This window comes from Corynebacterium sp. MSK310, from assembly GCF_030227355.1.
GTDB lineage: Bacteria > Actinomycetota > Actinomycetes > Mycobacteriales > Mycobacteriaceae > Corynebacterium > Corynebacterium rhinophilum.
The window spans coordinates 25,172-44,889 of record NZ_JASPFZ010000001.1; the positions used below are offsets into that span (position 1 = coordinate 25,172).

Below are 19,718 nucleotides of genomic sequence, written 5' to 3' on the forward strand. Positions count from 1 at the left end.
TAATGATTCCACTTTCTATTGGAGATATCGCCGCGATAACCGGCGGTAGCCTGGATAGCGTTGATGATCCCGATGAACGCGTGACCGGTTTCGTGGAGTTTGACTCGCGCAAAGTCACCAGCGGCAGCTTGTTCGTAGCCCTGCCGGGTGCCCGCGTCGATGGCCATGATTTTGCTGAGAAAGCCATAGAACAAGGCGCCGTGGCCGTGCTGGCCGCTCGGCCGGTGGGGGTACCGGCGGTCATCGTCAAGCCCCAAGGCCGCGTGACCGGTGATTCCGCGAATGCGGATATTTATGCCAATGATGAGGATGGCTCCGCCGCCGCTGTGATTGGGGCATTATCCGATCTCGCACGCGAGGTGACCTCCCGCCTCGCCGCAGAGCAGGGCCTGGATATCGTCGGTGTTACCGGCTCCGCGGGCAAGACCTCTACTAAGGATTTGCTGGCCACCATCTTCCGCGCCGAGGGCGAAACCGTCGCCCCGCCCGGCTCTTTCAATAACGAGGTGGGCCTTCCTTATACCGCCCTGCGCTGCGATGAGCATACGCGTTTCCTCGTGGCGGAGATGTCCGCGCGCGGGATTGGCCATATTCGCCACTTGACCGAGATCACGGCCCCTACGGTGGGCGTGGTGCTCAACGTGGGCACCGCCCACCTGGGGGAGTTTGGCTCGCGCGAAAATATCGCCCAGGCCAAGGGCGAGCTCATTGAGGCCCTGCCCGCCGCGGCAGACGGCGGGGTAGCGGTGCTGAATGCGGACGATCCCTTCGTGGCTTCTATGGCACCGCGCACGCAGGCCAAGGTGGTATTTTATTCCGCCAATCGACCGCAAGCCGCGGATGCGCAGTACTATGCCACAGACATTGAGCTTGACGATGTCGCCCGCCCGTCCTTTACCTTCCACGCCCCTGGCGTCGCGCCGATGGAGATTAAGCTGCAGGTCTTTGGAAAGCACCAGGTCTCCAACGCCCTGGCTGCGGCCGCAGCGGCCATCGAATCGGGCGTGGAACCCACGGTTGTCGCGCGTGCGCTCAGCGGACACCAGACGAGTTCGGCGCACCGTATGGACGTGCGCACCCGCCGCGATGGCGTCACCGTCATCGATGACTCCTATAATGCCAACCCGGATTCGATGCACGCGGCGATTGCCGCCTTGGCCTATACCTCCGCGGCCCGTCCCGATGCCCGTTCCATCGCGGTGCTCGGTGAGATGGGCGAGCTCGGCGGCGAGGCCGTCGAAGCCCACCGCATCTTAGGATCGGTGCTCTCGAAGTACCATGTGGATCACCTCGTCGCGGTAGGAGAAGGAGCCCATACCGTAGCCATGGCGGAGGCCGCGCACGCGCACGGCATCCAGACTGAACTTTGCCCCGATATTGAGGCCGCGACGGCGGCCGTGGACAATATCTTGCGGGTAGCCCCTGCTGGGGTGGAGGATTGGTTCGCGCGCACGGCCAAGGACGTCGTCCTCGTGAAATCCTCGAATGCCCAGCGCCTGTGGCGCGTGGCAGAACAGCTCAATCGCCGATAGTCCCTATCTCAAGGAGAAAGATCTCTAGCAATGACTCAGATCATTATCGCGGGCGTCGTTAGTTTCCTCGTCGCGATTTTTACCACCCCAGTTTTGGTTCGGTATTTTTCTGGCGTCGGAAAAGGCCAAGAAATCCGCGAAGACGGCCCGCAGCTCCACCTGCGCAAGCGGGGCACCCCGACGATGGGCGGACTGGCGATCCTGCTGGCCATCACCGTGGCCTACCTCATCGTGGGAATTTATGCCCGCGCGACAGGCAACGGTGGATTTAGCCCCTCGGGGTTATTGGTCTACTTCTTGACCATGGGACTCGGCGGACTGGGTTTTGCTGATGACTTCATCAAGCTGTTTAAAAAGCGCAACCTCGGCCTTAATAAAACAGCGAAGCTGGTAGGACAGCTGGCCATCGCGCTCATCTTCGGCATCCTCGCCCTACAATTCCCGGATGCCAATGGGCTGACCCCGGCCTCGACCAACCTGTCCTTCGTCCGCGACTTCGACACCTTCGATATTGCCGTCGGCGGCGCCGTTATTGGCACGATCATCTTCTTGGTCTTTTTGTACCTGCTCATCGCCGCGTGGTCGAATGCGGTCAACCTGACCGATGGCCTCGACGGCCTCGCCGCCGGTACCACGGCGATGGTGATGGGTGCCTATACGCTCATTAGCTTCTGGCAGTTCCGCAACTCGTGCTCGATTTCCCCGGCCGCCGGCTGCTACGAGGTCCGCGATCCCTTGGATCTTGCGGTTCTCGCGGCCGCGGGCCTGGGCGGCTGCCTCGGCTTCCTGTGGTGGAATGCCGCACCTGCGAAAATCTTCATGGGAGATACCGGTTCGCTCGCGCTCGGTGGCCTCGTCGCCGGCCTGTCTGTGACTACCCGCACCGAGCTGCTGATGATCGTCATCGGCGCCATCTTCGTCATCGAGACGGTCTCCGTAGTCATCCAGATCGTGGTCTTCCGCACGACGGGCAAGCGCTTTTTCCGCATGGCGCCCATCCACCACCACTTTGAAAACGGCGGCTGGGCCGAAACCGCGGTTGTCACGCGCTTCTGGCTTTTAAGCGCAATGGCCGCAATGGCGGGCATCTGCATCTTCTACGGCGATTGGCTCTCTGCAGTCAGCTTTGGAAACCTGCAATAAAGTTTTGACACTAGATACTTAAGGATTGAGGCACTCATCATGGCTGAGCTACCACCTTTTCTGCGCGGGCGCGTCCTCGTCGCAGGAGCCGGCGTCTCTGGCCGTGGGTGCGTGGCGATGCTCGCGCGCCTAGGCGTAGATACCACCGTTGCCGATTCCAACGCAGCGGCCCTAGCAGCCTTGGCGGAAGAGTTCGGCGTGGCGACGGTATCAACCGACGCCCCGGCACCGGGCGAGTATGACCTGGTGGTGACCTCGCCGGGATGGCGGCCCGATTCCGCCCTCTTAGACTCCTTCCAGGCCGCAGGCGTGGAGGTCATCGGCGATGTCGAGCTGGCCTACCGTCTCGATCGCGCTGAGATCTTCGGCCCGAAGCGAACCTGGCTCGTTGTTACCGGCACGAATGGCAAGACCACTACCACGGGAATGCTGACCCAGATTATGCAGGCCGATACCGCCCGCAGCGGGTTGCGTGCCCAAGCCGTGGGCAATATTGGGGTCTCGCTTTTTGATGCCCTGACCGCCACCCCGCGGGTAGACGTGCTGTGCGCCGAGCTTTCGTCCTTCCAATTGCACTGGTCCAGCGAGCTGCGCCCCGATGTCGGCGTGCTGCTCAACGTGGCCGAAGACCACTTGGATTGGCACGGGTCCTTCGATGCCTATGCCCGCGCCAAGGCCAAGGCCTTGCGCGGCACTCGCGCCGTGGTGGGCAAGGACGATGCCGCGGCGGGCAGCTACGCCGAAGGAATCGACGGCGTGTACGGCTTTACAGCCGGCGAACCGGTTGCCGGTGAGGTAGGGGTGAGCGCCGGGCGCCTGGTCTCCAGGCTGGACGGCGAGGACGCCATAGATCTCGCCTCCGCCGAGGGAATCGAGCCGGCGGGCCTTGCAGGTGTCTTCGACGCGGCGGCTGCCGCGAGCGTGGCGCGGTTGGCGGGTGCCAGCCCCGCCGCCATTCAGGAGGGCCTGGCCGCCTACGCGGTGGCTGGTCACCGCGGCGCCGTGGTACACGAGTACGGCGGGATTTCCTTTATCGATAATTCCAAGGCCACCAACCCGCATGCGGCCGATGCTGCCCTAGAGGGATTCGATTCTGTTGTCTGGGTCGCCGGCGGGCAGCTTAAGGGCGCGGATGTGGATGAGCTCATCGCTACTCACGCCGCGCGGTTGAAGGCGGCGGTGCTGGTGGGCATCGACAAGAGCATTATCGCTAAAGCACTGGCCCGCCGCGCCCCGCAAACCCCGGTTGAGCTCATCGAGGCTACCGACCCGGAGGCGGCGATGAACGCTGCAGTGCGCGCCGCCGCGCAACACGCCGAGGCGGGCGATACCGTCCTCTTGGCACCGGCTGCGGCATCGTTGGATATGTATACCGGAATGGCCCAACGCGGCGACCTTTTCGCCGCAGCGGCGCGGGATATCGCCCGCGCGCATTAGACCTTTTTAAAAATTAGGAGACTTCATGACGGCCACCTCCCCGCAGCGCCCCCGGGCAAAGAGCCTGCGCGAGCGCATTAGTGATGTGCGCGAACAAGCCCGCCAACAAGCCGGGCTGGATTATCAGCTGCTGCGCCTAATTATCTTCTCGCTCATTGGCATTGGCGTGGTTATGGTCTTTTCCTCGTCCATGGCTACGTCGCTGACAGAAGATGGTGGCGTGTGGAACCAGGCGCTGCGGCAAACCGCCATGGTCATCATTGGTTTGGGCGCATTCTGGCTCGGCCTGAAGGTTTCCCCGCAAACGCTGCGCAAATTCATCCCGTGGCTTTTGGCCCTTTCTATTTTGCTGTTGATCGCGGTGCTCATCCCGGGCGTCGGTACGGGCCGCGAGGAGGTCGGCTCCCAGTCGTGGATTTATATCGGCCCGATTTCCCTGCAGCCTTCCGAGCTGGCGCGCATCACGGTAGGAATGTTCGGCGCCTCGGTCTTGGCGGATAAGGAACACCATTCCCTCAAGCTCTCGGACCCGTTCATGATGTACTCGCTCATCGCGGGCTTGATGTTCCTGCTCATTGTGGGACAGGGTGACTTGGGCATGGCCTTGTCCTTTGCCCTCGTGGTGGTTTTCACGCTCTTTTTCGCTGGTGTTAACCGGCGCGTGCCCATCATCATCGGCATTCTCTGTGCGCTGGGCTTGGTCGCCGTCTTCCTCATCGGCGGCTTCCGCTCCCACCGTTTCCACACCTATTTCGATGCACTTTTTGGCAATATTTCCGATACCCAGGGCACGGGCTTTCAGTCTTACCAGGGCTTTCTTTCGCTTGCCGATGGCGGCTTCTGGGGCGTCGGCCTCGGCCAATCCCGCGCCAAGTGGTTCTACCTGCCTGAAGCCAAGAACGACTTCATCTTCGCCATCGTGGGCGAAGAGCTCGGCCTGTGGGGCGGCGCGCTGGTGATCTTCCTCTTCGCCGCCTTGGGCTATGTGGGGCTGCGCACCGCCACCCGCGCGCAGAACCAGTACCAATCCCTGCTGGCCGCGACGCTGACCATCGGCGTGGTGACCCAGGCGTTTATCAATATTGCCTACGTCGTTGGCTTGCTGCCGGTGACCGGTATTCAGCTGCCGATGATTTCCGCGGGTGGTACGGCCGCGATTATTACGATTGGCTCGATGGGCATTTTGTGCAACGTCGCGCGCCACGAGCCGATGCAGATTTCTGCCATGCAAAACTTTGGGCGCCCGCTGTTTGATCGCCTCTTTTTCATCGGTGAGCCGCAGCCGCCGACGGCGAGGAAGCAGAAAAAGCGGGGCCGGCACGCCCAGCCGCAGGAGACCCGTCCGCGGGTGCGCGACGAGCGCTACGGCCGGCCGGTGACCGGAAGTGGGCGGAGGTATCCGCGCGCCGAGCACCGCCCGAGGCGGTAGGCGCTGGTAGCCTTTAGGCTATGAATTCCACGCCATTTTCCGTCGTCCTTGCAGGTGGCGGCACTGCAGGACATATTGAGCCCGCACTTGCCGTCGGTGAAGCTTTACGCGAGCGCTACGGCGCTCGGATTACCGCATTAGGGACCGAAAAGGGGCTGGAAAGCGATATTATTCCCGCCCGCGGCGTGGACCTGCGCCTGATTACCCCCGTGCCGATTCCCCGCAAGGTGAGCACCAACCTGGCCAAGCTGCCCGTCAAGCTCGCACGCTCTGTCCGCCAGGCGCGGAAGGTCTTAAAGGATGTGGAGGCCGATGTCGTATTCGGTACTGGCGGTTACGTCTCTGGGCCCGCCTATATCGCGGCGAAGACCTTAGGCATTCCCTTTTACGTCCTCGAGACCAATGCCCTGGCGGGCATGGCCAATAAGCTGGGCGTCAAGCTCGGCGGCATTGGGCTCAACGCCCACGCCAATTCCGGCATGGAGGGCGAAGTCATCGGCATCCCGGTGCGCCCGAGCCTGGCCGCGGCCGCCGCGGATAAGGACGGGAATACCGCCGCGGATGCCCGCACGAAGTGGGATTTGGCGCAGCTGCCCACCATCCTCATTACCGGGGGCTCCCAGGGCGCAGCCAGCATCAACGGAGCTGTGGCGGGCGCAGCGGAGGACCTCACTAAGGACTTCCAGCTCCTGCACGCCTATGGCAAGAAAAACGAACCGCCCAAGCCGCACCCGAACTACGCCGCTCTGCCGTATATCGATGATATGGCCGGCGCGCTGGCTACAGCGGACCTTGTGGTGTGCCGCTCGGGCGCGATGACGGTGGCTGAGGTTACCGCCGCGGGCCTTCCCGCCATCTACGTCCCGCTGCCGCACGGCAACGGCGAGCAAGCGTTGAACTCGCGCGAAATGGTAGAAGCCGGCGCTGCGGTGCAGATTCCCGATGCCGAGTTGGATCCCGAGCGCCTTATCGAAGAGGTCCGCGCCATCCTTGATAACCCAGAGCGCCTGGAATCCATGACGCGGGCCGCAGACCAGTCCACAGCGGGGGATGCGGCGCATATCATCGCTGATCGCATCGCTACCCGCGTGCAGGACGCAGAACTGCAGGCAGGAAAGAAGGATAAGTAAATGACCGATCCCGCACAGTACGATCTCAGCCGCGTCCACCTCATTGGCATCGGCGGCTCTGGGATGTCGGGTCTGGCCCGCATCCTCGCCGCACGCGGCGCCGTCGTGACCGGTTCCGATGTGAAGGACTCCACCCCAGTGGAGGTATTGCGTTCCATGGGCGCCAAGGTAGCCATCGGCCACGCTGCGGAAAACCTCAAGCTTTCCGGCGAGCTGCCCACCACCGTCGTCACCTCCTTCGCGGCGATTCCGCAGGATAACCCAGAGCTCGTCGCCGCGCGGGAGAATAATATTCCGCTCATTCGTCGCTCGGACCTGCTTGCCGCGCTGATGGAGGGCCACACCCAGGTGCTGCTGGCGGGCACGCACGGCAAGACCTCAACAACCTCGATGGCCGTCAGCGCCATGCAGCACGCGGGGTTGGATCCCTCCTTTGCCATCGGCGGTCAGCTCAATCGCGCCGGCACCAATGCACACGGTGGCACCGGCAAGGCCTTTGTTGCCGAAGCTGATGAGTCCGATGCCTCGCTCTTGCGCTATAGCCCCGATATCGCCGTCATTACCAACGCAGAGCCGGACCACCTTGACTATTTCCACTCCGCGGACGCCTATTTCAAGGTCTTTGCGGACTTTGCGGACTTGGTCACCCCGGAAACCGGTTACCTCGTCGTGTGCGCAGAGGACGAGCATGCCGCCGAGATCGGTGAGCAGGCGCTTAACCGCGGCATTAACGTCATCGGCTATGGCGGCGCGGAGAAGGCGCGCACTACCTCTGTGCCGCTTGCCGCAACGTTGACTGCGGAGCAGACCACCGCAGCCGGCATGGCGTGCACGGTGCAACTTTCCCTGCCCGGCGTGGAGGAATCCGTGAGCTACCAGCTGCAGATTCCAGGCCACCACATGGTGCTCAACTCCATGGCGGCGCTTATCGCCGGCGTGCTTTCGGGCGGCGAGCCCAGCACCATCGCGGAGGGACTCGCGGATTTCAGCGGCGTGCGCCGCCGCTTTGAGTACCGGGGCAGCGTGGACTGGCAGGGCGGTAGCGTCCGCGTCTTCGACGATTATGCCCACCATCCCACCGAGGTTGCCGCGGTGCTGCGGGCCGCGCGCGCTAAGGTCGCGGCCGAAGGCAATGGGGGCCGCGTCATCGCCTGTTTCCAACCGCACCTGTACTCGCGCACCATGGAATTCGACGCCGAGTTTGCGCAGGCGCTTGCGCTTGCCGATGCCGCCGTTGTACTCGATATCTACGGCGCCCGCGAGCAACCCGTGGAAGGCATTACCTCGCGCATCATCACCAACAAGATGCCAGAAGAGATGGAGGTTATCTTCGAGCCAGACTTTTCCGCCGCGGCCAAGGACGTGGTCTCCATCGCACAGCCGGGCGATATCATCTTGACCATTGGCGCCGGTTCTATCACCCTCGTGGCCGCGGAAATCCTCGATGAATTGCGGGCCCACTAGTGCGGGTGTCGAAGAAGCTCATTTTCGGCATCGTCGGTGGCCTGCTTGCCCTCGTGCTGCTGGTGGGCATCGTGGTGTGGGCGCTGCCCATCTTTAAGGTGAAAAATTTTGAGGTAGAAGGCGTGCACCAACTCGATGCCGCCCAGGTGCAGGAGGCCGCAGGCGTGCCCGAGGGCGAAAATCTCTTGCGGGTGGACGCGCACGCGGCCGCCAGTGGAGTCGCCGGCTTGGACTGGGCGGATTCGGTGACGGTCTCGCGTGACCTGCCATCGACCTTGACTATCTCCGTGCAGGAACACAAGCCCGTCGCCTTCGTGAAGCGAGACGACACTACTTTCCTCATCGATGACAAGGGGGAGGAGTTTACCTCCGCAGAGCCTCCCGAAGGTGCGGTGGAACTTGCCGGGGACATCGACAGTGGCTCCTCCGAGGCCCAAGACGCGGTGGCTGCCATTGCCGCGCTGTCTGATGACGTGCGCCACCAAGTCGCCACCCTCGAAGTCACCGATTCCTATTCCTTGCAGTTCACTACCAAGGATGATCGCCGCATTTTCTGGGGTGCCAGCGATAAAAATAACGATGATAAGGCTCGCGCCTTCGCCACCGTGCTGAAGATGGAGGGCCAAGAATGGAATATCTCTAACCCTGAACTGGTCACTACCCGCGGATAGGGTAGATACCTCGGTGGAGGTTGAGATAGACCCGAAAAATTCCCTGCCGCGCCGCGCCCCAGCGTATGCGCTGCAGGGTCTTTTATTTTCTCTCTCGGGTGGTGTCAATGGTGCGGAAGTGGCGGACAAAACCGCAGGCCAACAACCCTAAAGTGGTACTTGAGAGTCTCGACACGCGTAAAATGAGCATGAAAATTACAGGTGTGTCGTTAAAGATGGAGGGGAACGCGATTCACTCTGGTGAAGCGCATACAATCCTCGTTTAATGCACGTGCAGACTTAAAGTAGCGAAAGGTGAGACCTGCTCACATGATCTCTTCCAACAACAATCTCGCGGATATCAAGGTCGTCGGCGTCGGCGGCGGCGGCGTCAACGCCGTGAACCGCATGATCGAAGAAGGCCTGAAGGGCGTCCAATTCGTCGCCATCAACACTGACTCCCAGGCGCTGATTTTCTCCGATGCCGATACCAAGCTCGACATCGGCCGCGAAGCCACCCGCGGATTGGGCGCAGGCGCCAACCCTGAGGTGGGCAAGACCTCTGCGGAAGACCACAAGTCCGAAATCGAGGACGCCCTGCAGGGCTCCGATATGGTATTCGTTACCGCCGGCGAGGGTGGCGGCACCGGTACGGGCGCCGCTCCCGTTGTGGCTTCCATTGCGAAGAAGATGGGCGCGCTGACCGTGGGCGTTGTCACCCGCCCCTTCAAGTTCGAGGGCGCGCGCCGTACCCGCCAGGCTATGGCCGGCATCGAGGAGCTGCGCGAGGTCTGCGATACCCTCATTGTCATCCCTAATGACCGCCTGATGCAGCTCGGTGGGGAAGAGCTTTCCATCGTGGAAGCCTTCCGCGCGGCCGATGAGGTCCTCCACAATGGTGTCCAGGGTATTACCAACCTGATCACCATCCCGGGCATGATCAACGTCGACTTTGCTGACGTTCGCTCCGTCATGTCTGATGCCGGCTCCGCGCTGATGGGCATCGGCTCCGCACGGGGCGATAACCGCGCCATGACCGCCGCCGAGCAGGCCATCAACTCGCCGCTATTGGAATCCACGATGGAAGGCGCCAAGGGCGTGCTGCTGTCCATCGCCGGCGGCTCCGACCTGGGCCTGCACGAGGTCAACTCCGCGGCCTCCATGGTCGAAGAGCGCGCGGATGAAGACGTTAACCTCATCTTCGGCACCATCATTGATGACACCTTGGGCGATGAAATCCGTATCACCATCATCGCCACCGGTTTCGATGCCGAGGCTAATGCCGCTCAGGCAGCATCTTCACAGCGCGCTCCCGAGCAGCGCAAGCCCGGTTCGCTCTTTGATAACCGCGACCGCGAGTCCGGCAACTCGGCCACCCCGGCGCCTGCTCAGCCCGCGGCCGATGACTACGCACCGCGCCACTCCTATGAGCCACGCGCCGGCCAGGGTAGCGTGGAGGATCGCCGCGCTGATGAGCGCCGCGTAGACGATCGTCGCTACGACGACCGCCGCGTGGAAGAACGCCGCGTGGAAGAACGCCGACCCGAGGAGCGCCGCAGCGAATCCACCGGCCTGTTTACCAACTCCGATCGTTTCCGCGAGGAGCGTCGCGAAGACTACCGCCTGTCCCGGCCAAGTCAGCGCCGCGATGATGATGGCGACGACGATCTCGATGTGCCGTCGTTCATGCGCTAAGCGCAAACCGCTACGCTGGTGTGCATGCCAGTAAACGAGGAACATCGCACCAGCCGCCCCGTCCGCATGGTTTTTACTACCCGTGCAGGCGGGGCGTCTGCATATCCATATGAGTCTTTTAATCTTGGCGGCCACGTCGGCGACGATCCCACCAACGTGGTGGCTAACCGCGAGCGCCTTTTGCGCGTTACCGGGCTCGAAAACATTGTGTGGATGGAACAGCTCCATACAAATACGGTCACCGTCATCGATGGCCCGCAAGAGTCCCCAGTGCCAGCAACGGATGCGATTGTGACCACGCAACGCCGGCTTGGCCTTGGCGTCCTCGTCGCGGATTGCACGCCCGTGCTGCTTGTCGATGTCCCCGCCGGCGTCATCGCCGCCGTCCACGCCGGCCGGCTCGGTGCCCGCAACGGCATCGTGGTCAATACCGTGCGCGAGATGCAGAAACTTGGCGCTCAGCCGGAGCGAATCCAGGTGGTCATGGGACCCGCCGCATCCGGGAAAAACTACGAGGTGCCGGAAGACATGGCCAACGATGTCGAACGGCGCCTTCCCGGCTCGAAATGTAAGACCGCGAAAGGGACGTGCGGCATCGACGTGCGCGCGGGGCTGATCCGTCAATTGATGGGCTTGGGCATTACCAATATCGATTCTGATCCGCGCTGCACCATTGAGGACACGGATTTCTTTTCTTATCGCCGCGAAGGAACCACTGGCCGCCAGGCCGGTGTGATTTGGTTGGAGGCTAATCATGAGTAACCGGAAACAAGAATTGGCAGATAATCTCGCCGCAACAAAAGAACACATTAGAGCCATTGCCGCCGAGCATGACCGCCCAGCACCGCAGTTATTGGTCGTGACCAAGTTTCACCCCGCAGAGGATATCGCCCTTCTAGCGGAGCTTGGGGTAGAGGATGTAGCGGAAAACCGCGAGCAAGAAGCCCGGGCAAAGGCGCAGAAACTAGACCAGCTGCGCTTTCACATGATTGGCCAGATTCAAACCAAGAAGGCCAACCACGTCGCGCGGTGGGCCACTAGCGTGCATTCGGTAGATTCGGTGAAACTGGCCAATGTGCTGGACCGTGGTGTGGGCCTCGCGCACGAGCGCGGCGAGCGAGATACTAACCTTCCGGTATTTATTCAGGTCTCCGCCGATGGCGATACCTCCCGCGGGGGAGTAATCCGCGAGGAATTGGATGAGGTGATTGAGGCCGTTGAGGCGGCGGAGCACCTAGAATTCGCAGGGCTCATGGTGGTTCCTCCCCTTGATGCCGATGCGCGGGAGGTGTTTACTACAGTGCGCGCAGATGTGGATCGCCTCTCCGAACGCCTTGGCCGGCAGCTCAAACTATCGGCCGGGATGAGCGCGGATATGGATGCGGCGATTGCTGCGGGCACCGATATTGTGCGTGTCGGAACCAGCATCATGGGAAAGCGCCCAGTAGGTTAAAAATATCGCAAAAGCGCATTTCACAGCGTAAATCACATGAGTCACATCATTCACATTTGCGCGCTTGAACTTGAACAAATTTAGGTCAGAGGGAGACCCAAAAATGTCATTCATTGATAGGACGAAGAATTTCTTCGGGCTTGGTCCGATGGATTTCGAAGAAGACGACGCCTACTACAACGACGAGCCGCGTTACGCGGGCAACGGAGCAGCTACTTCTGCGGCATACGCCCCGCGCCGCGCCCCGCAGGCTTATGAGCCAACCCCAGCGCCGGCGCCTGTCGAGGAAAAGTTCGTCCCGACTATCGTGGCAATCTCCCTGACCTCGTTCAACGATGCCGCCAAGGTGGGTGAGCCCTTCCGCGATGGCGATGCAGTGGTTTTTGAACTTACCGATGCCGAGCGCGGTACCGCTAAGCGCTTCATCGACTTCGCAGCGGGTCTTTGCTTCGGCCTAGAAGGCCGCATGCTCAACCTGTCGAAGGGTATGGATACCCAGCGCAAGGTATTCGCCGTCGTGCCGAAGTCCGCCGATATCGCCAAACCTGAATTGGAGCGCGCCGCCGGCCTGCGCTAGGAGCGCGGCCCAAGCACAACGACGCACACCCAATAACCCCCGTACGGAGCGCAATGCGCACGTGCGGGGGACTATTCGATAGGCTGAGTAATCGTGACTGAAATTGGAATTATTCTCATCTTTTTGGTGAGGGTTTATACATGGGTACTGATTGCCCGAATTATTATCGAGATGATCCAATCCTTCTCGCGGCAATTCAACCCCCCGCGCTGGTTCATGATCATCGCTGAACCCCTCTTCGCCATCACGGATCCACCGGTCAAAGCGCTGCGTCGGGTTATTCCTCCGCTGCAGATGGGCGGAATCGCGCTGGATGTTTCCGTCCTAGTGCTGTTTTTCATCCTGTCGTTCCTGACGCTTTTCCTGCAGGTTATTTTCTTGTAGGACAACCCCGCATCACCCCATAACCTGTGGTAGACATTGAGAGTCAGCGTTACGTCCATTATTGTGGACTTTCGGTTACAATAAAATGCGATAACCCGTATCATGAACTACATATAACTTTGTGGGGAAGGTTTAAATAAACTGGAACCGCAGCTCCTAAGGCCCTGGAACCTCCGGGGTTGTATCAACTCGAAGGGGAAGACAAGTCATGCCACTGTCACCAGCTGATGTACACAACGTCGCGTTCAGCAAGCCGCCGATTGGCAAGCGTGGCTACAACGAGGATGAGGTAGATCAGTTCCTCGACCTCGTTGAGGATGCCCTTGCCCAATTGCAGGATGAAAATGAAGACCTGCAGGCGCAGGTGAGCGATCTTAGCTCCGGGGCCAAGGCCGGCGGAGCAGGGGCTGGTGCCGCAGCTGCCGCAAACTCTGGTGCAGATGAAGCAGCTCTGCGCAAGGAGATTGAGGCTAAGCTGCGTGCTGAGTATGAAACCAAGTTGGCAGATTCCAAGTCCGAGGTTTCTCGCGCTAAGGAAGAAACCAAGAAGGCCCAGGAGCAGGTCAAGGCCGCCCAGGCTGAGGCCGCAAAGGCAAAGGAAAGCGGTGCCGATGCCCCAGCAGCTGGTGCCACCGCTGCCGCTAATACCGCCGAGCTCAAGGCGGCTCGCGACGAAGCTGCGAAGGCTAAGAAGGAAGCCGAGGAGGCTCGCGCAGAGGCTAAGCAGGCTAAGAAGGAGCTGGAATCTTCCCAGCGCGAGAACGAGAGCCTGAAGAAGTCCGCGTCTGCCGCTGGCTCCTCGAACTCGGCTGCCTCCAGCGCCGCAGCGGCCGCTGCCGGTGCTGGTGCAGCACAGGGCGCCGACGGCCTGGCTACCCCGGATACGCACATGCAGGCAGCCCGCGTGCTGGGCTTGGCCCAGGAGATGGCGGATCGCCTGACCTCTGAGGCTCGCGCCGAGTCTGAATCCATGCTGTCTGAGGCTCGCACGGCCGCAGAAAAGCAGCTTTCCGATGCCGACTCTCGTTCCAAGGCACAACTTGCCGAGGCGCAGAAGAAATACGACGCTCAGGTACAGGATGCAGAAACCCGCTCCAAGAAGCTGGTTTCTGAGGCAGAGTCCAAGGCTCAGCAGACCGAGTCCGACGCTTCCTCCCGTGCCGAGGCCCAGATTCGCCAGGCAGAGGAGAAGGCCGCATCGCTGCAGGCCGATGCCGAGAAGAAGCACACCGAAGTGATGAACACGGTCAAGCAGCAGCAGACCGCTTTGGAGGCACGCATTTCCGAGCTGCGCACCTTTGAGCGCGAGTACCGCACCCGCTTGAAGACCCTCCTCGAGTCCCAGCTGGAAGAGCTCGAGACCCGCGGAACCGCCGCACCAAACGGCGATGCCGGCAAGAACTAAGAAGCTGGTTGGTAGTAACTAAACTAAATTAGTTACCCGTAGCGCCCACACCTCTAGGGGAGTGGGCGCTATTGTGGTTTTATCCCCGCTATGATTGTTCCCATCGCTTCTTTTTAACCCCTGAGAGGAACTGCCATGCTCGTTGCCGCCCTCGTCCTCGCCCTCGTGGCCTTCGTGGCTTTGGTGACGTATGTCTTAAATACCGCCGATTGGGCGTTGTACCTCGTCTTCATCGCAGCGGGTTCCGGCATCATTTTGTTTATCATCGACTGGGCGTGCAAGTACCGAACGGATAATAATGCCCTTGAAGAAGACTTGTCCCATGGATGGAAGCAGAACTAAGGCTCTTCACCGCTCACATCTGTCTTGGTCCGCTCACTTTCGGTGCGGCTTGGTTAATTCGATCAAAGTGAGCGGCCAGAAAGAATCTCCACGCAATTACGGCATGCCAAAGTAGGCGCACGCCGGCGCCTCAACTGGCTGGGACCCGAGCCTCAGTAGCAATCGTGTCACCCACAACTTCTGCGGTTTATTGGATGACGGTTTCCTCCGATCCGGCGTCGAATTCCCAAACGAATCCTCAAACGGATCCTCAGGCGGACTCCCAGGCGGATCCCCAGCCGGGAATGCGCCACGAGCTTTCAGATGCTCCTGCCTAATCCGGAGGTTCCCACCGGATGGTCCCATTCCTGCGGACCAGGTGTCCGCGCAGTGGCGGGGCATTGGGATCATCGTCGTTGACCCCGTTGTGGTAGGCGCAGGCTGTGGATAAGTTACCTATGTTGGTCAATCCACCGTGCAACCACGGTTCCAAATGATGAATCTGGCATTCGTCCGCGGGCCTATTGCACCGCGGCCACGGGCAGATGGGATTCTCTGCGGCGGCCATAAGGCGTTGTTTCGCATTGGCAAAGCGCTCCGTGCGGTACAGATTGACCGCTCCCTCAAAGGGGCTAATGAGGGTAATGAGCCCGCGTTCCTTGAGGGCGCGCTCTAGGTACTCGGCGCCAGTAAGAGTTGCCCCGTTGGTCATCTGCAGCTGGATTTCTTCGCCATCGCCATTGATGATGCGCACGTAGTCATCCAGGTTGACCAAGACATTGGTCATCACCGTGGTCTTTACGGCGGATTCGCCGCCGAAAAAGGTCTGTTCCACCGCCTCCAGCGGCTCTTTTCCGCTCTCTTTTAGCGCGGCATGAAGGTCTGCAATGAGCGAGGAGCGCGCATCGATGGCCAGGGTCCACGGCGCGTTCTTGCGGCGAATGATGCGCACCCCAGGCTTAACCGTCTTCTTTTTCGCAGGTAGCTTGGATTTTGCCAGCTTTTCTAGGTCCGCCGTGCTGGCATTGGTGGTGCAGAGCTGCTCGCGGAGAAGCCAGGCATCGAAAAGCGTGGGCATCTTGCGGGCGTACTTTTCTATGATGGACAACGCCACAATGGAATGACTGTTGCGGCGGGCACCTTCCATGGCGCGCCGGCGCCGACCGGTGAATTTAGTATTCCCGCAATAAGCCTCTTTGAGCAGGATAAGCTCCCGCGCCGTGTGTTCCGGGGCACCGTGCGCCCGCAGATCGTCCTCAGACAGACCAGCGCACCCGGTGACGATATCCATTCCCGGGGCCATAGCTGCTAAGTAATTCTCGAGCGCGGTCATGCTTCATAATCTATGGCCGCGTGCAACCACGTACAACAGGAAAATTTCTACCTGTGGATAACTTTTGTGTACAGCGTTCCTGTGACGCTATACTGGCGGGCACATGCGATGATCCGGCCATCACCGGGGGAGCAATTCAGAAGAACAGCCAGAAGGCTCAGTAGAACTGAACGGGTGGGACCGTTATCTCCTTCACCGAAACGAAGCGGAGCTTTTAGCTCAAGCAGGGTGGTACCGCGAGCCACTGGCCCGTCCCTGCATCAAGTTACAGCGTGAAGGAAGATAATGGTGAAAAAGATTTACCCCAAGGTCGATATGACCGGCGGCTCGAGCCGCTTCCCGGATATGGAAGAAGAAGTCCAGAAGTACTGGAAGCAGGACGATACGTTCCAGGCTTCTTTGGAAAAGACCAAGGACTGCCCCGAATACATCTTTTATGACGGCCCTCCCTTTGCCAATGGCCTGCCGCACTACGGCCACCTGCTGACCGGTTACGTGAAGGACATCGTGCCGCGTTACCGCACGATGGCCGGAAATTACGTCCCCCGCGTCTTTGGCTGGGATACCCACGGCCTGCCCGCGGAGCTGGAGGCGGAAAAGCAGCTCGGGATCACTGATAAAGCCCAGATCGAGGACATGGGTCTGGATAAGTTCAACGAGTACTGCGCTAAGTCGGTGCTGGAATACACCGATGAGTGGGAAGATTACGTCAACCGCCAGGCTCGCTGGGTGGACTTTGACAATGGCTACAAGACCATGGATATCAACTTCATGGAATCGGTCATGTGGGCCTTCAAGGAGCTGTATGACAAGGGCCTGATCTACAAGGGCTTCCGCGTGCTGCCTTACTCCTGGGCGGAGCATACTTCTTTGTCCAACCAGGAAACGCGCTTGGATGATTCCTACAAGATGCGCCAGGATCCCACTTTGACGGTGACCTTCCCAGTCGCAGGTGCTCGCGAGGGCACCGCGGCGGAAAAGACGCTGGCGGAAAACCCCGCGCTTGCCGATGCCTCCTTCCTCGCCTGGACCACCACCCCCTGGACCCTGCCGTCCAACGAGGCGCTGGCGGTCCACCCGGAGGTCACTTACGCACTATTTAAGGCCACCGACGGCGAATTCGCCGGCCGCACGTTCATCATGGCCGAAAACCTGCTGGGCACCCTGGAAAAGGAACTGGGTGAGGCCGAGGTACTGGGTACCTTTACCGGCGCACAGCTCGAGGGCTTTAAGTACGAGCCAATCTTCGGCTTCTTCCCAGACCTGCGCAATGCCTACCAGGTGCTGTTGGCAGACTACGTCACCACCGAAGACGGTACGGGTGTTGTCCACCAGTCGCCCGCCTTTGGTGAAGACGATATGAATACCACCAACGAGTACGATATCGAGTTGGTGGTCCCAGTGGATGAGGACGGCAAGTTCACCTCCCAGGTTCCGCCGTACGAGGGCCAGCTGGTCTTCGATGCGAATAAGTCCATCATCAAGGACCTGAAAGCCGCTGGTCGAGTGGTGCGCCACGTGACCATTGAGCACTCCTACCCACACTCTTGGCGCTCGGGCGAGCCGCTTATCTACATGGCGCTGCCCGCATGGTTTGTAAAGGTCACCGAATTCCGCGACCGCATGGTGGAGCTCAACCACAACGAGATCGAATGGTTGCCGGAGCACATCCGCGATGGCCAATTTGGCAAGTGGCTGGAAGGCGCCCGCGACTGGAATATCTCGCGTACCCGCTACTGGGGTGCGCCCATCCCGGTGTGGATGTCCGATAATGACGAGTACCCGCGCATGGACGTCTACGGCTCTTTGGATGAGCTGGAGAGGGACTTCGGCAAGCGCCCGGAGTCGCTGCACCGCCCGCACATCGATGAGCTGACCCGCCCCAACCCGGACGATCCCACCGGTAAGTCCACCATGCGCCGCGTGCCGGACGTGCTGGACTGCTGGTTCGAGTCTGGCTCCATGCCGTTTGCGCAAAAGCACTACCCGTTTGAAAACAAGGAGTGGTTTGAAACCCACTCGCCGGCGGACTTCATCGTGGAGTACTCCGGGCAAACCCGCGGCTGGTTCTACCTGCTGCACGTGCTGTCCACCGCGCTCTTTGATCGCCCGGCGTTCAAGAAGGTCGTGGCCCACGGCATCGTCTTGGGCAATGACGGGCTTAAGATGTCCAAGTCCAAGGGTAACTACCCGGACGTCAACGAGGTCTTTGACCGAGACGGTTCCGATGCCATGCGCTGGTTCCTGATGTCCTCGCCCATCCTGCGCGGCGGCAATCTCATCGTCACCGAGCAGGGCATCCGCGAGGGCGTGCGCCAGGCGCTGCTTCCCATCTGGAATGCGTACACCTTCTTGCAGCTCTACGCCGAGCAGGAAGCTAAGTTCGATACGAGCTCCACGCACATGCTTGACCGCTACATCCTGGCTAAGACCCACGATCTTGTGGCCAATGTCGATGCTGCGCTGGCGGGGACCGATATCGCTACCGCCACCGAAGAGGTTCGCCTTTTCGCCGATGTGCTGACCAACTGGTACGTCCGCCGCTCCCGCGACCGCTTCTGGGGCGGCGAGGACGCCAACCCAGAGGCCTTCAACACCCTCTACACCGTTTTGGAGACCACTACGCGCGTGGTTGCCCCGCTGTTGCCGCACGTCGCCGAGGTCATCTACCGCGGCCTGACCGGTGAGCGCTCTGTGCACTTGGCGGACTTCCCGAAGGCCGAGGACTACCCCGCGGATGCGGACCTGGTGTCTGCCATGGACGCCACTCGCGCGGTGGCATCGGCTGCGTCCTCGGTGCGTAAGGCCAATAAGCTGCGCAACCGCCTGCCACTGCCAAAGCTCACCGTGGCCTTCGCCGGCTCGCAGAGCCTGTCGGACTTCGCCGATATTATCCGCGACGAGGTCAACGTCAAAGAGGTTGAGCTTACTGATGATGTCGATTCCGTCGGCACCTTCCAGGTGGTCTGCAACGCCAAGGTTGCCGGCCCACGCTTGGGTAAGGATGTCCAGCGCGCCATCAAGAATCTCAAGGCGGGCAACTACGAGCGCCGCGGCGATGAGGTCGTGGTAGACGGTGACATCGTCTTGAGCCCTGAGGAATACACCGAGCGTTTGCAGGCTGCGAACCCAGACTCCACGGCCCGCATCGAGGGCTTGGATGGCCTCGTCGTCCTGGATACCGAGGTCACCGAAGAGCTCGAGGCAGAAGGCTGGGCCGCCGATGTCATCCGCGGCCTGCAGGATGCCCGCAAGAACTCCGCCTTCGACGTATCTGACCGCATCTCCGTGGTCCTTTGCGTTGCCGAAGATAAGAAGGAGTGGGCGCAGCGTCATGCTGACACCATCGCAGGCGAAGTGCTGGCTACGGAGTTCTCCGTGGTCACCGAGCCGCTTGCGGGTGCCCACGATATCCTCACCGGAGTCACCGCCACCGTAGCCAAGAACTAAGAGCGCACAAAGCTTAAACGTTAAGCGGCCCTGCCTGATGCTATCTACAGCGTCCGGCCGGGCCGCTTTGCGCTTATCAATCAGTGCGTCCAATATGCGCAAGAATGAAAATAAAACAAGAGATGGGGCTGTGCACTTTGTTTTTAGGGGGCTGGAGAAGCTGAAGTAATCGTGGTCTTAGTTTAGCGAGGACGCCATTGCCAACCTTGACAGCATGCATGAAAGCCGTGTTCATTAAGTGATCTCGCACACTTTTTCGGTTTGCCACTTTTGAGTGAAAAATCAATATGGTTTACTAATCCTGCGTTTAAAAAC

At 60.6% G+C, this 19,718-nt stretch carries 17 protein-coding genes; 16 read left to right on the plus strand and 1 reads right to left on the minus strand.

The window, feature by feature from the left end; all coding sequences use genetic code 11:
• Positions 1-2 precede the first annotated feature (2 nt).
• The 15 genes from QP891_RS00130 (at position 3) to QP891_RS00200 (ending at position 14,958) form a co-directional block, all read left to right on the plus strand.
• Positions 3-1,532: a UDP-N-acetylmuramoyl-tripeptide--D-alanyl-D-alanine ligase gene (locus QP891_RS00130; protein WP_284769512.1), complete on the plus strand. Its 1,530-nt coding sequence runs from the start codon at positions 3-5 to the stop codon at positions 1,530-1,532.
• Between the two features lie 30 nt (positions 1,533-1,562).
• Positions 1,563-2,675, plus strand: a complete 1,113-nt coding sequence (gene mraY / locus QP891_RS00135; protein ID WP_023023075.1) for a phospho-N-acetylmuramoyl-pentapeptide-transferase — start codon at positions 1,563-1,565, stop codon at positions 2,673-2,675.
• A gap of 39 nt (positions 2,676-2,714) precedes the next feature.
• The gene (gene murD / locus QP891_RS00140; RefSeq protein WP_284783546.1) at positions 2,715-4,112 is read left to right on the plus strand and encodes a UDP-N-acetylmuramoyl-L-alanine--D-glutamate ligase; all 1,398 of its coding nucleotides are present in this window, start codon (positions 2,715-2,717) and stop codon (positions 4,110-4,112) included.
• Between the two features lie 25 nt (positions 4,113-4,137).
• Positions 4,138-5,541 carry an FtsW/RodA/SpoVE family cell cycle protein gene (locus QP891_RS00145; protein ID WP_284783544.1) on the plus strand — a complete coding sequence of 468 codons (1,404 nt, stop codon included), beginning with the start codon at positions 4,138-4,140 and terminating at the stop codon, positions 5,539-5,541.
• A 20-nt stretch (positions 5,542-5,561) separates the two neighbouring features.
• Entirely contained in the window at positions 5,562-6,671 is a 1,110-nt protein-coding gene (gene murG, locus QP891_RS00150) for an undecaprenyldiphospho-muramoylpentapeptide beta-N-acetylglucosaminyltransferase (protein ID WP_284816782.1), read from the plus strand.
• Positions 6,672-8,135 carry a UDP-N-acetylmuramate--L-alanine ligase gene (gene murC / locus QP891_RS00155; RefSeq protein WP_284816784.1) on the plus strand — a complete coding sequence of 488 codons (1,464 nt, stop codon included), beginning with the start codon at positions 6,672-6,674 and terminating at the stop codon, positions 8,133-8,135.
• The gene (locus QP891_RS00160) at positions 8,135-8,806 is read left to right on the plus strand and encodes a cell division protein FtsQ/DivIB (protein WP_350338423.1); all 672 of its coding nucleotides are present in this window, start codon (positions 8,135-8,137) and stop codon (positions 8,804-8,806) included. The genes murC and QP891_RS00160 overlap by 1 nt, the downstream gene beginning before the upstream one ends.
• A 309-nt stretch (positions 8,807-9,115) precedes the next feature.
• Entirely contained in the window at positions 9,116-10,480 is a 1,365-nt protein-coding gene (gene ftsZ, locus QP891_RS00165; RefSeq protein WP_284784530.1) for a cell division protein FtsZ, read from the plus strand.
• A 24-nt stretch (positions 10,481-10,504) separates the two neighbouring features.
• Positions 10,505-11,242: a peptidoglycan editing factor PgeF gene (pgeF, locus tag QP891_RS00170; RefSeq protein ID WP_284784528.1), complete on the plus strand. Its 738-nt coding sequence runs from the start codon at positions 10,505-10,507 to the stop codon at positions 11,240-11,242.
• Positions 11,235-11,933 carry a YggS family pyridoxal phosphate-dependent enzyme gene (locus tag QP891_RS00175; RefSeq protein WP_284784527.1) on the plus strand — a complete coding sequence of 233 codons (699 nt, stop codon included), beginning with the start codon at positions 11,235-11,237 and terminating at the stop codon, positions 11,931-11,933. Before pgeF ends, QP891_RS00175 begins: the two co-directional genes overlap by 8 nt.
• A gap of 103 nt (positions 11,934-12,036) precedes the next feature.
• Entirely contained in the window at positions 12,037-12,510 is a 474-nt protein-coding gene (locus QP891_RS00180; protein WP_239269925.1) for a cell division protein SepF, read from the plus strand.
• Positions 12,511-12,603: 93 nt separating this feature from the next.
• Entirely contained in the window at positions 12,604-12,894 is a 291-nt protein-coding gene (locus QP891_RS00185) for a YggT family protein (RefSeq protein ID WP_005278444.1), read from the plus strand.
• 208 nt (positions 12,895-13,102) lie between these two features.
• Positions 13,103-14,299 carry a DivIVA domain-containing protein gene (locus QP891_RS00190; RefSeq protein ID WP_284784525.1) on the plus strand — a complete coding sequence of 399 codons (1,197 nt, stop codon included), beginning with the start codon at positions 13,103-13,105 and terminating at the stop codon, positions 14,297-14,299.
• Positions 14,300-14,434: 135 nt separating this feature from the next.
• Entirely contained in the window at positions 14,435-14,641 is a 207-nt protein-coding gene (locus QP891_RS00195) for a zinc-binding dehydrogenase (protein ID WP_284784523.1), read from the plus strand.
• Positions 14,642-14,805: 164 nt separating this feature from the next.
• A complete protein-coding gene (locus QP891_RS00200; RefSeq protein ID WP_284784521.1) occupies positions 14,806-14,958 on the plus strand; it encodes a hypothetical protein in 153 nt (50 codons plus the stop codon).
• Here QP891_RS00200 and QP891_RS00205 read toward each other — a convergent pair.
• Positions 14,955-15,953: an HNH endonuclease signature motif containing protein gene (locus QP891_RS00205; protein ID WP_284784519.1), complete on the minus strand. Its 999-nt coding sequence runs from the start codon at positions 15,951-15,953 to the stop codon at positions 14,955-14,957. The genes QP891_RS00200 and QP891_RS00205 overlap by 4 nt on opposite strands.
• A 285-nt stretch (positions 15,954-16,238) precedes the next feature.
• Here QP891_RS00205 and ileS point away from each other — a divergent pair, with 285 nt between their 5' ends.
• Positions 16,239-19,403 (plus strand): isoleucine--tRNA ligase, encoded by a 3,165-nt coding sequence (ileS, locus tag QP891_RS00210; protein ID WP_284816786.1) that lies wholly within the window; start codon positions 16,239-16,241, stop codon positions 19,401-19,403.
• The last annotated feature ends 315 nt before the right edge of the window (positions 19,404-19,718 follow it).

What these genes read in the sequence shown, in the direction of transcription:
- QP891_RS00130 (WP_284769512.1), top strand. Translation starts at nt 3, where the DNA reads ATGATTCCACTTTCTATTGGAGATATCGCCGCGATAACCGGCGGTAGC.
- murD (WP_284783546.1), top strand. Translation starts at nt 2,715, where the DNA reads ATGGCTGAGCTACCACCTTTTCTGCGCGGGCGCGTCCTCGTCGCAGGA.
- pgeF (WP_284784528.1), top strand. Translation starts at nt 10,505, where the DNA reads ATGCCAGTAAACGAGGAACATCGCACCAGCCGCCCCGTCCGCATGGTT.
- ftsZ (WP_284784530.1), top strand. Translation starts at nt 9,116, where the DNA reads ATGATCTCTTCCAACAACAATCTCGCGGATATCAAGGTCGTCGGCGTC.
- QP891_RS00180 (WP_239269925.1), top strand. Translation starts at nt 12,037, where the DNA reads ATGTCATTCATTGATAGGACGAAGAATTTCTTCGGGCTTGGTCCGATG.
- ileS (WP_284816786.1), top strand. Translation starts at nt 16,239, where the DNA reads ATGGTGAAAAAGATTTACCCCAAGGTCGATATGACCGGCGGCTCGAGC.
- QP891_RS00145 (WP_284783544.1), top strand. Translation starts at nt 4,138, where the DNA reads ATGACGGCCACCTCCCCGCAGCGCCCCCGGGCAAAGAGCCTGCGCGAG.
- QP891_RS00195 (WP_284784523.1), top strand. Translation starts at nt 14,435, where the DNA reads ATGCTCGTTGCCGCCCTCGTCCTCGCCCTCGTGGCCTTCGTGGCTTTG.
- QP891_RS00175 (WP_284784527.1), top strand. Translation starts at nt 11,235, where the DNA reads ATGAGTAACCGGAAACAAGAATTGGCAGATAATCTCGCCGCAACAAAA.
- murC (WP_284816784.1), top strand. Translation starts at nt 6,672, where the DNA reads ATGACCGATCCCGCACAGTACGATCTCAGCCGCGTCCACCTCATTGGC.
- QP891_RS00205 (WP_284784519.1), bottom strand. Translation starts at nt 15,953, where the DNA reads ATGACCGCGCTCGAGAATTACTTAGCAGCTATGGCCCCGGGAATGGAT.
- QP891_RS00190 (WP_284784525.1), top strand. Translation starts at nt 13,103, where the DNA reads ATGCCACTGTCACCAGCTGATGTACACAACGTCGCGTTCAGCAAGCCG.
- mraY (WP_023023075.1), top strand. Translation starts at nt 1,563, where the DNA reads ATGACTCAGATCATTATCGCGGGCGTCGTTAGTTTCCTCGTCGCGATT.
- murG (WP_284816782.1), top strand. Translation starts at nt 5,562, where the DNA reads ATGAATTCCACGCCATTTTCCGTCGTCCTTGCAGGTGGCGGCACTGCA.